This window comes from Fortiea sp. LEGE XX443 (assembly GCF_015206815.1).
In the GTDB taxonomy this organism is placed as follows: Bacteria; Cyanobacteriota; Cyanobacteriia; order Cyanobacteriales; family Nostocaceae; genus Nostoc_B.
Map to the genome: position 1 here is coordinate 43,847 of NZ_JADEXZ010000018.1, position 13,417 is coordinate 57,263.

The 13,417-nt window shown below is 38.9% G+C and carries 10 protein-coding genes and 1 pseudogene; 5 read left to right on the plus strand and 6 right to left on the minus strand.

Features of this window, described 5'->3' with window-relative positions; genetic code table 11:
- Positions 1-73: 73 nt before the first annotated feature.
- Both IQ259_RS09615 and IQ259_RS09620 read right to left on the minus strand, forming a co-directional pair.
- Entirely contained in the window at positions 74-1,345 is a 1,272-nt protein-coding gene (locus IQ259_RS09615) for a tellurite resistance TerB C-terminal domain-containing protein (RefSeq protein ID WP_193884043.1), read from the minus strand.
- A gap of 191 nt (positions 1,346-1,536) precedes the next feature.
- Complete coding sequence (locus IQ259_RS09620; protein WP_228014462.1) at positions 1,537-2,865, minus strand: ATP-binding protein; 1,329 nt, start codon at positions 2,863-2,865, stop codon at positions 1,537-1,539.
- A gap of 87 nt (positions 2,866-2,952) precedes the next feature.
- Between IQ259_RS09620 and IQ259_RS09625 the strand changes: the two genes are divergently transcribed.
- The 4 genes from IQ259_RS09625 to IQ259_RS09640 all read left to right on the plus strand — a co-directional run bounded on the left by IQ259_RS09625 (position 2,953) and on the right by IQ259_RS09640 (position 7,222).
- Entirely contained in the window at positions 2,953-3,270 is a 318-nt protein-coding gene (locus IQ259_RS09625; protein ID WP_193884045.1) for a TMEM14 family protein, read from the plus strand.
- A 1,044-nt stretch (positions 3,271-4,314) separates the two neighbouring features.
- Positions 4,315-5,553: a phosphotransferase gene (locus tag IQ259_RS09630; protein ID WP_193884047.1), complete on the plus strand. Its 1,239-nt coding sequence runs from the start codon at positions 4,315-4,317 to the stop codon at positions 5,551-5,553.
- A gap of 52 nt (positions 5,554-5,605) precedes the next feature.
- Positions 5,606-6,691 carry a T3SS effector HopA1 family protein gene (locus IQ259_RS09635; RefSeq protein ID WP_193884049.1) on the plus strand — a complete coding sequence of 362 codons (1,086 nt, stop codon included), beginning with the start codon at positions 5,606-5,608 and terminating at the stop codon, positions 6,689-6,691.
- Between the two features lie 84 nt (positions 6,692-6,775).
- Positions 6,776-7,222, plus strand: coding sequence for a thioesterase family protein (locus IQ259_RS09640; RefSeq protein WP_193884051.1), 447 nt, complete (start codon positions 6,776-6,778; stop codon positions 7,220-7,222).
- 341 nt (positions 7,223-7,563) lie between these two features.
- Here the strand turns inward: IQ259_RS09640 and IQ259_RS09645 are convergent, their stop codons facing one another.
- On the minus strand, positions 7,564-8,133 hold the full coding sequence (locus IQ259_RS09645; protein ID WP_228014463.1) for a DUF4097 domain-containing protein: 570 nt from the start codon (positions 8,131-8,133) through the stop codon (positions 7,564-7,566).
- Between the two features lie 85 nt (positions 8,134-8,218).
- Positions 8,219-8,631, minus strand: a pseudogene (locus IQ259_RS09650) (transposase); the annotation flags it as partial.
- 368 nt (positions 8,632-8,999) lie between these two features.
- Here IQ259_RS09650 and IQ259_RS09655 point away from each other — a divergent pair.
- Entirely contained in the window at positions 9,000-10,283 is a 1,284-nt protein-coding gene (locus tag IQ259_RS09655; protein ID WP_193884059.1) for a diguanylate cyclase domain-containing protein, read from the plus strand.
- 128 nt (positions 10,284-10,411) lie between these two features.
- Here the strand turns inward: IQ259_RS09655 and dxs are convergent, their stop codons facing one another.
- Positions 10,412-12,319 carry a 1-deoxy-D-xylulose-5-phosphate synthase gene (gene dxs, locus IQ259_RS09660; RefSeq protein ID WP_193884061.1) on the minus strand — a complete coding sequence of 636 codons (1,908 nt, stop codon included), beginning with the start codon at positions 12,317-12,319 and terminating at the stop codon, positions 10,412-10,414.
- A gap of 242 nt (positions 12,320-12,561) precedes the next feature.
- Positions 12,562-13,266, minus strand: coding sequence for an S-layer homology domain-containing protein (locus IQ259_RS09665; RefSeq protein ID WP_193884063.1), 705 nt, complete (start codon positions 13,264-13,266; stop codon positions 12,562-12,564).
- Positions 13,267-13,417: the final 151 nt, after the last annotated feature.

Sequence of the window (13,417 nt, forward strand, 5' to 3'; positions counted from 1 at the left end):
TTCACTAGATTTGATGTTCAACGCGGGTGTATATAGCCCTATGTCACTAATAATTTTACGATACAAGTAATATTTAATTTGATGAGGCTGGTCTACTCATCAGGTCTTCGTACATAGCAATCATTTTTTGCACATTTACCAAATGTTCTTGATAAACTTCAGGGATATCGTCACCTGGGTCTATGATTAATTCACCAATAATATCATTTGCACGGTCATTAATAGAATCAATTAATAGATTTGGCATTGTAATATTTGCTTCGGAAATCTGTTTAATAGCAGTTTTTGGGTTATCTTCTTGTACGATTGCTTTTAATACTTCAATTTCATGACCTGGTAATTTTTCTAACAAATTAGTCCATTCTTCAGGTAAATTGTCAATAGTATCTTCAGAAGATGCTATTAAGGCGGTAAAAGGAAACACTTCGATTTCATCTTCTATTTGGGTATTTTCATGCACATGTTCTAAACCAAGTGTTTCAGTTTGTTGAAGCAATTCCCAAACTTGGCTTTGCAGTAAATCCCGTTCTCCTTGTAATATTAAATTTTGACTATTTAACTGTTGTATTTCTGATTGTTTTTCTCCTATTTGTTTATTTAATTCATTCAAATTACTAGCTATGTTGTCTCTTTCTGTTGTTGTAGCTGCTAATAATTGATTTTGCTGATTAACTACAAGTTCCATCTCTTGAATTTCAATTCTTAGCTCATACATTTTTTCCTCTAACTGAGGCTTGAGTCTGCCTAGTAAGGTTAAATTTGTTTCAATTTCTTGTTTGTCTTGTCGCAGCTCACTAATTTGAGTTTGTAACTGGACAATTTCAGCACGAGAAACATTATTATGTACTTCTAAACGGCGTTTTTCAGATGTCAGGTTAGCGCAAGTGTTACTAAGTTCTGTGGTGGTTTTTTCTAAGGTTTGAATTGTATTTTTCAGGTTATTGCTTTCAGTTTCCAATTGCTTTTTCTGCCCAGCAAAATTACCTAATTCTCGATGAAGACTATCTCTTTGATTGCGAGATTCAGCGATTTGATTTTGTAGTTGCTGTGACTCGGCGTATAATAAACTGCGATGCTCTTCAATTTGTTTGATTTCTCGAAAAATTCGAGCTTTTAGCGCTTCTTGCTCTTTAATGCGTTTGCGTAAGGTCACTAACACCAGCATTTCATGATTTCTACGTCGCTTATCGACAAATAATGCTGCGGAATAAGTAGCCAGTACAGTAATTGTGCCTGTAATGAAGGCTTTATTAAAATCCCAGTTGGGAACAAGACTAAGACCAAAACTGACACTAAAGGCAACTATGCCTAAGAGAAATCGATTGCTGACCATTACTGCTTGCATATTGCTAGTGTTAATTCGTAATTCGTAGTTCGTAATTAAGTTTTTGGCTGAGTATCAAATTTAATATTAAGTAGAAAGGTGCAAATAAACGGAACTATGTAACGGAAAGTAAAGTAGCTTGAAAACCTCTTCCCTTCTGCCTTCTGCCCTCTGCCTCCTGCCTTGTCATAACGACAATTTTTAGCACCGACCTACTTAGTTGTACTAAATAAGGATATATCTGCTTTAATAAAATCAATAAATTGTCTGGCTGTGCGTCCAGAACGACCATTATTACGAGTTGCCCACTGTAATGCTTGATATTCTAAATCTTCTGGGCTGAGATTAATTTTGGCTTGTGTTGCTAAATGGCGAATTATTGTTAAATAAGTCTGCTGATTAGCTGGCTCAAAGGTTAATGTCAGACCAAAGCGATCGCTAAATGATAACTTCTCCTGCATGGTATCCCAAGCATGGATCTCTTCGTGGTCTTTGGGGGCAGGTCTATCGGCGAAATACTCCCGAATTAGGTGGCGGCGGTTAGAGGTGGCGTAGACAACTACATTTTGAGGTCGCGCAGTTAAATTGCCTTCTAAAACTACCTTAAGGGCTTTAAAAGCATCGTCATCTTCTTCAAAGGAGAGGTCATCCACAAATATGATAAATTTTTGGGGCAACCCGCGTAATTGTTCCACAATTTTTGGTAAATCTTGCAAATCCGATTTGGCTACTTCCAGTAAGCGGAGGTGGTGTTCTCCATACTCATTCAACAAGGCTTTGACTAAAGAAGATTTCCCTGAACCTCGACTACCGTAAAGTAATACGTGCAGTGCAGCCTCACCTGATAATAAAAATTCTGTATTTTTGAGCAAAGCATCACGCTGCAATTCATATCCCACCAGGGTACTTAATTTGATGGGGTCAGGATAAGGAATACCAACAAACTGCCCATCTTGCCAACGCAAGGCGCGATACTCGGCAAATAAACCCACACCAAATTTTCGATAACAAGCGGCTAACTCTTCTACTGCATCAGCCCAGTTTTCCCAATCTGGCAAACACAGGCTTGTATTGTTATCTGCATCATTCTGTTCTTGATACCAGACAATAGGCGAAACTGGCAGGTGAGCTACAGTCTGTACCCACTCGCTTAGAGAAGCGGTGCTGCATTCGTAGAGGGATTGTAATATCTGTAAATCATTTTGGGCGGCGGCAACTAACGCTGGAGGTAAATCTTGGAAGTCTCGCTGTTGTGCCAGTCGGCTAAAGGGGTTATCACAAATGAGAATTTGCGAAATTAAGTAGTCTTCCCAATTTTGATTTCGTGCCGCCAAGGAGTGAAAGTAATTGCCATAAGCTTGAAGACAACCCCTCGCATCAGCATCAGTGTAACGTATTGCTTGCAACAGTTCCAGAAATGCGATCGCGGCTTCGCTCTGGAGAACAGATTGGTAAAGTAAAAGAGATGCTGCTTGACGCTGGAGGAATTGAACCTGGGCATAAGACGAATTACTTGCCGTTGGCATCGCTGGAATATCCATCAATCAACTGGGTGATGTAGCTAAATAGCTATGGTAAATTGTCTGCTGACCTTGGCTGTAAAGTCAAAATCTACATAGGTTTTAACAATGAATTTAGGTATAATCGCTGCTTTCGCCTACGGCATCTTAGCAATTTTCGGTGGGATTATGGGCTACGTTCAGGCTCGTAGTCAGGTGTCACTCCTCAGTGGTAGTGTTAGTGGGTTGTTACTTATTTTATCTGCTTACTTGCAACTCCAAGGGCAAACCTGGGGTTTGATTCTAGCTGCTTTCGTGACTGCTATTTTGGTGGTTGTCTTTGCTGTGAGATTAGCTAAGACACGCAAGCTTATGCCTGCGGGATTAATGACTGTTTTAGGTGTGCTGACACTGGCTGTAATTGTGCATCAGCTGTTAGTAAGATAAAAACTATTTTCTCTGCGTAAATCTTCCTGAGCGATAGTACATTTATATTATTGCATTACTTTGGCGATCGCTAGAAAACTAGGCTGAATTGGTCAAAAATATAGCTTCCTACTGAAATCTAGATGATAAATTATTAATATTTAACCGGAAAAAACTCATCATCGTCCTTCTAAAACATCCGGTTTTGTTTATTAAGTAATGATAAATAAAAATAATAGTGCATGAAATTGCCGCAGTTTTGAGGGTCTACCCCTTTGAGTAGCCAGGGTTTGTAAGTTTAGTAGCGCCATTTCAGGATAAATAACAGTCCTTACTGAGCGCTAAATCCTGATTATTGCAAAACATCAATCTTTAGATAGTGTTTTTTCTTTAACTAAGCAATTAGCAAAGCATATTGCTCGGTAAATAAAAGTAGTCTAACTGTTATAGCAATCCTAAATAATTTGTGAGCAACAAGATACTCAACTTTTTTGAGATGTCAGTAATCTGCCATTTTGGCTTTTCACAGATCAAATAATAATTGCTATATTAACTAACCTAATAAAAAGGTCTTTTAGACTACTAAATATTTATCATCATAGGGAGATAAACTACTGTAAAAAGATTTTCATGGCTTTCATTAACAAGATAAAACCTGAATTAGCAAGACCTTGAGCTAAGTGTTATGTTGTGAATACTAATCTATTAATTACTGGTTTTAGTTAGTTAAAATCATAAATACAGAAAATTAAATTTTAAATTTTCCTGATATCGATAAATGTTAACGCATTAAATAATAAACTAACTAAATATGTGATTTTTGATAGGAGTATATAAAAAATTTTAACGTTTTGTGGGGTTTTATTAGCAGTGGTAAAAGCAAATAAAAGATTGTAATGCCAGTTTGGCAGTTTTATATTTTGAAAATGAGGTATTAGTATGGTAGAAGAAAGATGATTGATATTTTAGACACTTGTTGCTATCTACTTAAGGTCTTCCAGTAAAAATAATCCCGAAATTAAGTAATTGATTATCTCAGCACTTTTACGAAATAGGAAATAATACATGTTATTACCACTATCTTCTCAAAACGTTATCCAGTATCTGCAAGCAGCAGAACTGTATAGCTTAGAAGATGGCAATTCAGTCAACCCTGAGTTGCCAGGAAGTAGCAAAAAGAATTTCAATTTACTAGTGACTCTGGGAAATAATCACCAACTGCTAGTTAAACAAGAACGCCGCCAAGCAAATGATGGAAATCCCCACGAATTTTTTAATGAGTGGCTATTTCACCAGTTATTGCGGCAGTTTCCAGTTTTAGGTAATATTGCAGCGATCGCATCATTAGTAATACATTTCGATGAGGACAATTCCATCCTTGTCCGCAATTATTTAAGTGAATATCTCGAATTAGGTAGTTTTTACCAAAATAATTATAATTTTCCTCCAGAAATTGCCACTGCGATCGGCACTACAATTGCAGGGCTACATCGCACAACTTTTCAGCGCCGAGAATATCGAGATTTTATGGCAACTGCGCCAGAAGGACAATATCGGTATAATTTCTACAACCCAGCACAGGGTATAGAATCACTGACTCCAGATATTTTTGGCGCAGTTCCCAAAGAAGCACTACAATTTTATACTTTCTATCAGTGCTATGAGAGTTTAGAATTTGCGATCGCAGATTTAGCCTATGAATGGAAACCTTGCTGTTTAACTCACAATGATTTGAATTTGAACAACATTTTGCTTCATTCTCGCTGGGATAAGTTAGATAATTGCTTAGTACGTCTGATAGATTGGGAAGCTTGCGCCTGGGGAGATCCAGCATTTGATTTAGGCACTTTAATCGCCAGCTATTTAAGAATTTGGCTTTCTAGTTTACTCATAGATTCCATGCTAGAGTTAGAAGAATCATTGCAGTTAGCAGTCATACCACTAGAAGCTATTCAACCATCATTAATGGCTTTAATTCAAGCTTATCTGAATGCTTTTCCCGCTATTTTAGAACATCGTCCAGACTTTTTGGAGCGTGTCATCCAGTTTGCTGGACTAGGGCTAATTCACCAACTGCAAAAAACAATTAAGTATCGACAACACTTTGATAATACTGATATGTGTGCGCTACAAGTAGCACAAAATCTGCTAACTATGCCTGAAAAATCTGTACAGACTATTTTCGGTGTTACCAAAGCAGAAATTATTGAACCTATGGCTAAACAGCATCAACTTGCCCAACCGCAAAAAGAACAAAAATTAGTTCGTCTGTATTACGAAAAAACCCGTTTGCGGGGGTGTTAACGGATAGTTTTAAAAGCCTTGATACTCCCCACTCCCTATTCTCTATTAAGCAATGCTAGACTCTTCTACCAATCCCCTGTTACATTCTCTATTCGATATTGCTAGGAATATCCACATTGAATCCAACTTCTCGATTCATCATCCTCACTATCAACCTTTTGCCTTGCCAACTAAAGTAGCAGATAGATTTCAGCAAAATTCTGTGGCTTTACAGCAGAAATATCTGACTCTGCTATTGCGAAACTTCCTTTATGGGATTTATTACAACGGTTCCCTACAGAGCATTTTAGCTGTCAATACCGATACACCTAATTGCTTGACACACCAAAATTTAGCTAATAATCATCATTTGGGTATTGATTGGGAATTTTACGAACAACTGCACAGCAGCAATCACGGTACAGGATATTTTGATCCTAGTTGGCAAGTGTTACGTCAAGAACCTGATGGTAGTATGGCAGTAACAAAATGTGGTTTAACACTGTATATTGAGCCAGATTGCCATCTCAAACCTAAAAGCAAATCTGCCAAACCTGGGGAATCAGTATCGATTTGGATGCCTAAAAATCATCTACAAAATGGCTGTTATGTGGCGGTAAGTGATGTCGGACAAGAACAGCAGAGTTTAGATGCTGATTTGGGAACAGGAAGAATTTATTTTAATATTACGGCAGATGGGGCGATCGCACTCATGGATAGCCTGACGCTGCAACTCAACAAAGCCGCCATTCAATTTACCTTTCAAGTACTTTACAACCCTTCAGCCTACGGACGCTACGACTCAGGGTTACTCTACTTTGAACGAGACGACTACCCAGCAATTCACCGAATTCTTCAGGCTGTCTACGCAGAACATCAATCTCATTTTCAGCCAGAAATACCTTTGTTCACTAAATTTTTAGCTCCAGGACTAAGTTTAGCCGAAGAACCAATTCAAAAATTCGCCGCTCAAGAAAGTTTTGGCATGAACCGTTGTCAAATTGTTGCTCATGCTTTATTAGAAGTTTGGCAAAAAGGTAAGAATGCAATTGAGGAGCGCATGAAGTCAATTGAGCAACACTTTGCACTACACTCAGTTGATCTGCAACGCCCTTACCTAAACCCTACTTCTGATGATATATATTACCCCTTAAATTGATAACTGTCGCCGTTACAGTAATATGATTTTGGATAGCAGGCTATCAGCCTGCTATTTTGGTTTTTTAATTTTTAATTTTACAAAATGTCTTTTATCTATAACCGTACTGTTCGCTTTCCAGACACCGATGCTGCGGGTGTAGTTTATTTCGCTAATGTTTTGAGCATTTGCCATGAAGCTTATGAAGCATCTCTAGAAGCATCGGGAGTTAATCTCAAAGCTTTTTTTACTAATCCTTCCGTTGCGTTTCCTATTGTTCATGCCAATGTCGATTTTTTACGTCCAATGTATTGCGGAGATCAGTTAAATATTAGTTTAATTCCTCAAAAATTAAGTGTAGATAAGTTTGAAATTACTTACGAAATTACCATTGCAGATGTATTAGTTGCTAAGGCTATTACTCGCCATGTTTGTATTGATGTAAATAGTAGAAGTAAGCAAGAATTATCTGATGAAATTATGCAGTGGCTAGAAACGAAGCGCAGAGATGCGGAAGGCGCAGAGAGGCGGAAATCAAGAGAGGTTATGTGAGAGAATTTTTTAAAATTAAGTGTTGCTGAATCGAAGTAAGAATCTGGATGTAGAGACGTTGTATTGCAACGTCTCTATTCTCTTCTCTATAAAGATTTTGAAGTATTCTTTTCAGAAATCAAAGTATAGCAACAGCCAAAGTGATTAGGACATAAACAGATGGTAAAACTTAGATAATAAGTAGAAAGGTGCAAATAAACCGAACTATGTAACGGAAAGTAAAGTAGCTTGAAAACCTCTTCCCTTCTGCCTTCTGCCTTGTCATAACGACAATTTTTAACACCGACCTACTTAAAAGACTTTTAACCCTGTCACCTGTCACCTGTCACCTGTTATAGTTTCTATAACCTTGCACACTGATCTTCTTTACTACCTTGGACGATATTACCGCCACCAGTTGGACTAGGATTATTTTCCTTACACTGCAAATTGCCGTTAATGCGATTTTGCCGAATCGTCACCCCTCCAGTATTTTGAAAGGCTTGTAAATTTCCCCCAATCTGATTTTGGTTAGCAACCATTCTTCCTGAGTTTGACTCGAACTGCACATCTCCAGTAATGCGTGTACTCACCACACGAGCAGCACTACCTTGCTTTACTTGGATGCTTCCACCCACGGTAGTACTAGAATTGACATCAACTAGAGTTGCTCCCTCTGCTTGAATATTGCCATTTACTTTTGCACCTATGGCGTTGAGGGTTGCGCTGCGTTCAACAACAATATTTCCTTTAACAGTTGTTCCTTTGAGTGTACAAATCTTACCTTGGGGTACTTTCACATTATCAACGGTGATTGCACCTAAGTTTCCTTGGCAGGTAATTTCTTCCGCCATTACCAAATGAGGGAACATTAAACTAGTGCTAAGTCCGATCAATGTCATCGCAACACCAGAAATTGGTTTTAGCATCATGGTTAAAGTTTTTGTGATAGTTTATGGTTATTAATGTCACATTGATAGATGAAACTTGCTTAAATAATTCATGAGAAAAAGTTCATCAATAATTTTGCCAGTGTATTGTAGACATATCCGAAAATGATTGTAGGGCGCGAATAACTTTGAGAGTACCAGTAAAACCTAATGGCAATGGAGATATCTCAGCAGCAGTGGCGGCTTGAAATATTAAAGTGCGAATTGCGTAATGGCTTAAAAGCCAACCGTAGATTTCTTGAACAACTTCGCGGGGTTTGAGGAACGAATAGGAGTTTTACGCCCATTGAGATGAGTTTTTAACTCATCAATAGTATTTTCGATTTCCCAACGTTGATGATATTCAGTAGCTAACAACAAAGCTGGGAATAGAGCAATGTCCACCAAACTGGTAATTAAACGATAATTTTGTTGTTCATTGTCTGAGTCGATAGTATACTCTATCACCCGCACTTGAATCTTTGAACCACCTTTATTTCTACAATGTGCTGCCCTTAACCGCATGATTCAGCTAGGTAAGCCTGACAGTTACAAGGTGGAATAATTACTACTCCAATCATGGATTGGTGTGTCTTTTTTTTCATTCACGCAACAACGCCCTTAAAAACTACTATTTTTTCGTGGCTTTACTGTAATTAATATTAACTTTTCACAAATTTAGATATTTTTACGAGCCTTTCTAAATATAAATATACTATAAACAACAATATGCTATTTCAAGCTTATTCAGCATTTTAGCAGAGCAGATACACCGATATTTTAGATATTGATTATCATAGAATTATTAACCTTCAGATTGAGTTAATAATTAGAACAATATCTGAACTTAGCAAATAGGTTATTTTAATATGCTGCCACACAAAATCCTAGTTGCTGAGAATGAAAACTTCCTAGCTCTTAATTTCCAAAAAAGTCTAAAGGAGTTAAGATATAAAATTTCAGAGAATCCCTTTTCAAGAGAAGAATCCGTAAAATTAGGAGAGATTTATCCAGACTTAGTATTAATTAGTATATGGTTAACCAGGAAAGATAATGGTATCCAAGTAGCAGATATTATTCGTATATTTGTATTATATTTTACTGGGTATTTGGCATCTAAAAAATTACATAATCAAGAGCTAATAAAATCTTGTAGTGATATTGTAAAACCCTTCGCAGAATCAGAACTGCATATTGGTGTCGAAATGGCTATTGACAAGCACCAAACTAACAAAAAATTGCAGGAAGAAAAGCAAAAAATGGTGGCGATTATTAACAGTATGCAACATGCTGTAGTTGTCACATATCCTGATGCTTGTGTTCAATTTATGAATCCAATGGCTGAAGCACTCACAGGTTGGCAGGAAGGAGAAGCACACGGAAAAAATTTAACGGAAGTCGTGAAACTAATTGACAAAGATATAGAAGAAACAATTGAAAATTTAGCTACGCAAACAATAGCAACAGGAAAAGTGTTGCATTTACCAGATAACTGTGTGTTAATTACCAAAAATGGTAGAGAAATACTAGTAGGAGATTATGTTGCACCTATTCGTGATAGTAATGACAATATTACTGGTGCAGTGCTAGTTCTTCAAGAAGTGACCCAACGTAAACGGATGGAGGCGCAACTGCTCCAGAATGCTTTTTATGATGGATTGACGGCATTACCTAATCGAGCTTTATTTTTAGATAGGTTGAAGCAAGCCGTGGAAAGAAGTAAACGCCGAATTGATTATCGTTTTGGTATTTTATTTTTGGATTTAGATGGCTTTAAAGAAATTAACGATCGCTTTGGACACGCGGTAGGCGATGATTTATTAGTAGCGATCGGTCGCAGACTTGACTCATGCCTACGTAGTGGTGATAGCGTAGGACGGTTTAGTGGTGATGAGTTTGCTGTACTGCTAGAAGATATTAAAGATATTAGTGATGCTATTAACGTTGCGAAACGAATTCAAGATACTTTAGGCTTACCCCTTACCCTGAATGGAAATCAGATTTCTACCACAGCCAGTATAGGTATTACTATCAATCAAGGAGGTAGTGACCAAGCGGAAAACTTGCTCCAAAATGCGGATGCTGCAATGTATCATGCTAAACAGCAAGGAAAAGCTCGTTATGCTGTATTTGATGTAATCGCCAATAATTAGTATTGCAGCAGCCTTAAAATTATGGCACTCAAACCGAGAAGTGCGATCGCATTCACAAAAAACACAAAAAAAGGCGGTATGTTACCACCCTAATCAAAATATTGAATTGTGAATTTCACACCTCAAACCTAAACCACAGCAGATACTTGCTCCTGAAAGTAAGCTTGCAAAACTCTTTCAGCGATTTGGCGGCTAGTTAAACCTAATTCTGCCTTAGATTCATCTGGGGTAGCGTGTTCAACCAAAGTATCTGGGATACCAATCCGCTTCACAGGTACAACGATATCAGCATCTAGTAAAGCTTCGGCTACAGCAGAACCAAAGCCACCCATCACACAACCTTCTTCTAAGGTGACAACCCGGCCAATCTTTTTAGCCAACGGCAAAATCAATTCTGTATCCAAAGGCTTGACAAAACGGGCATTAATCACCGTTGCTTCAATGCCATGTTCACTGAGAATTTCTGCCGCCTGCATACTGGGATAAACCATTGTGCCGTAGCCAATGATTAACACGTCATCACCATTGCGGAGAATTTCACCCTTACCAATTTCCAAAGGTTCCCAACCTTCTTCCATCAAGGGTACACCGTGACCATTACCACGAGGGAAGCGCATGGCGATCGCGCTACTGGTATGGTTAATACCAGTTACAATCATCCGTTGTAGTTCTGCTTCATCCTTGGGTGCCATCAACACCATATTAGGAATGCAGCGCAAATAAGCAATGTCATACATGCCTTGATGGGTGGGGCCATCAGCACCAACAATTCCCGCCCTGTCTAAACAGAAGAACACGGGCAAGTTTTGAATACAGACATCGTGAATGATTTGGTCATAAGCCCGTTGTAAAAAGGTAGAGTAGATAGCAGCCACAGGCCGCATACCTTCAGATGCTAAAGCCGCAGCTAAAGTAACAGCATGTTGTTCTGCAATCCCAACATCTATATATTGATTGGGCAATTTAGCTTGTAGTTTGTCTAAACCTGTTCCTGTGGCCATTGCTGCTGTAATCCCGATGATTTTCGGGTTTTGTTCAGCTAGTTTGACTAAGGTGTGGGCAAAGACTTTGGCATAAGCAGGGGGTTTTGGTTTGTTAGAAGGGATTGCTTTGCCAGTGGTCAAGTTAAAAGGAGTTTGGGCATGGTAGCCTACTTGGTCTTGTTCAGCTATTTCATAGCCTTTACCTTTAATTGTGGCTACATGTACCAAAACTGGCCCAGGGATTTGATGCGCTTGTTGGAAAGTCGCAATCAATTCTTCCAAGTTGTGTCCATCAACTGGCCCCATGTAGGTAAAGCCTAGTTCTTCAAACACTGCCCCTACTTTAGGAACCGCCAAACGCTTCATCCCTTCTTTGATGCGTCCGAGTTCGGGAGACAAAGATTCACCTACGAAAGGAATTTGCTTGAACTGTTCTTCAAAGTTATCTTTGATGAACTGCACTGGCGGACTGAGACGCATTTTGTTGAGATAGCGAGGAATTGCGCCCACGTTGGGAGAAATAGACATCTCGTTATCGTTGAGAACCACCAGCAGGTTAGTTTTGGGCAAGTGTCCAGCATGGTTGATGGCTTCTAGTGCCATACCACCAGTTAAAGCACCATCACCAATGACAGCGACAGCTTTAAATTTTTCTCCTTTGGCATCTCTGGCTAATGCCATACCCAAAGCTGCGGAGATACTTGTAGAGGCGTGACCTGCGCCAAAGTGGTCGAACTTGCTTTCGCCACGCTTGAGATAACCTGCAATTCCGTCTTTTTGTCTGAGGGTATGGAAGTTACTGTAGCGTCCTGTGAGCAGTTTGTGGGGATAAGCTTGGTGTCCTACATCCCAAATAACTTTATCCCGATCTAAATCTAAAGTCTGGTAAAGCCCTAGGGTTAATTCTACAACACCCAAACCTGGCCCCAGATGACCGCCTGTTGTTGCTACTGTTTGTAAGTGTTTATCTCGAATTTGGCGAGCAATCTGTTGTAGTTGCCGGATAGATAAACCGTGCAACTGATTAGGATGGGTGATTTCACTCAGATGCATATTATAAGGTTTTCCTCTCTAATTTCTACTTCTGGTATTCTGATTTTCCCACGGTCGGGTTGTCCCCATAATTATGGAGAGTTGCAATTCTGTTACATAACGTGTAAAGAATTAGAACTTACGCAACGAGACTCTTTACTTTAGGGGATGTAAGGGTTTTGAATACCTACACCTATATACCCTTACCCGACCAAACCCTTGATTTTTTGTTTTTATGGGTAAGTCTTAAGAATATGGCTACGTTACTTCTGTTGTTCAGGGGAGTCTGTATTATTAGGCACACCTGGAACTTCTGGTGTATCTGGTAGTTGTCGCTGTCGTTGTAAATATTGACTCAATACGTAAGCTATATCCCCACGAGTCATGGGCTGTAAAGGGGAAATATTGCCTTGACTATCTGTGTTGATAAATTCTTCAGAAATTACGGTAGCGATCGCTTTTCTCGCCCAGGTCGGAATTGATGTAGCATCGGGATGGGATGAGAGAATTTCATTGACGGTTTCATCACTAAACTGAAACACACCGTAAGCCTGGGCAAATATTGCTAAAGCTTCTGCCCTCGTCACTTTTTGGTTAGGAAAAAACAAATTACCCCGATAGCCTTTCATAATGTCTGTTTTTAAGACTACCTGAATATCTTTAAATGCCCAATGGGAAGATGAGACATCGGGAACTACAACGTTCTCTTTACTCACAGTTTGTCGTTTATCTAGCCGAAATACTTTGACCATTATCGAGGCTAATTCTGCCCGACTAAGCAACCTTTCGGGATAAAAATTGCCATCTGGAGAGTTGGTCATCCATTTGGCCGCAATTACCTGTTGAATGGTATCTGATGTTGTCGGAGAAGCGGTTTCTGTCGATTGTGCCTGAACAATTGGAGGAAAACTGTGGAGTAGCACAACTAAAGAAATGGTACTAAGACACTGGCTGATATTTCTCGTCATTTTTCAGATACTCATGCGAACACAACAAAACTGTCAGACTGAGTTTAGATTCAACTTTGGTCTACCTGGATTCGGAAACTCATTAATTTCTTATTGAGTGACGAATAATAGTTAAGTAATGTTGCTAGGCTAAGTTGAAGATAGCAGCATA

Bases quoted from the DNA above. Each gene is read 5' to 3' on its own strand.
- IQ259_RS09630 (WP_193884047.1), top strand. From the start codon at position 4,315: ATGTTATTACCACTATCTTCTCAAAACGTTATCCAGTATCTGCAAGCA.
- dxs (WP_193884061.1), bottom strand. From the start codon at position 12,319: ATGCATCTGAGTGAAATCACCCATCCTAATCAGTTGCACGGTTTATCT.
- IQ259_RS09625 (WP_193884045.1), top strand. From the start codon at position 2,953: ATGAATTTAGGTATAATCGCTGCTTTCGCCTACGGCATCTTAGCAATT.
- IQ259_RS09665 (WP_193884063.1), bottom strand. From the start codon at position 13,266: ATGACGAGAAATATCAGCCAGTGTCTTAGTACCATTTCTTTAGTTGTG.
- IQ259_RS09615 (WP_193884043.1), bottom strand. From the start codon at position 1,345: ATGCAAGCAGTAATGGTCAGCAATCGATTTCTCTTAGGCATAGTTGCC.
- IQ259_RS09620 (WP_228014462.1), bottom strand. From the start codon at position 2,865: ATGGATATTCCAGCGATGCCAACGGCAAGTAATTCGTCTTATGCCCAG.
- IQ259_RS09655 (WP_193884059.1), top strand. From the start codon at position 9,000: ATGCTGCCACACAAAATCCTAGTTGCTGAGAATGAAAACTTCCTAGCT.
- IQ259_RS09635 (WP_193884049.1), top strand. From the start codon at position 5,606: ATGCTAGACTCTTCTACCAATCCCCTGTTACATTCTCTATTCGATATT.
- IQ259_RS09640 (WP_193884051.1), top strand. From the start codon at position 6,776: ATGTCTTTTATCTATAACCGTACTGTTCGCTTTCCAGACACCGATGCT.
- IQ259_RS09645 (WP_228014463.1), bottom strand. From the start codon at position 8,133: ATGATGCTAAAACCAATTTCTGGTGTTGCGATGACATTGATCGGACTT.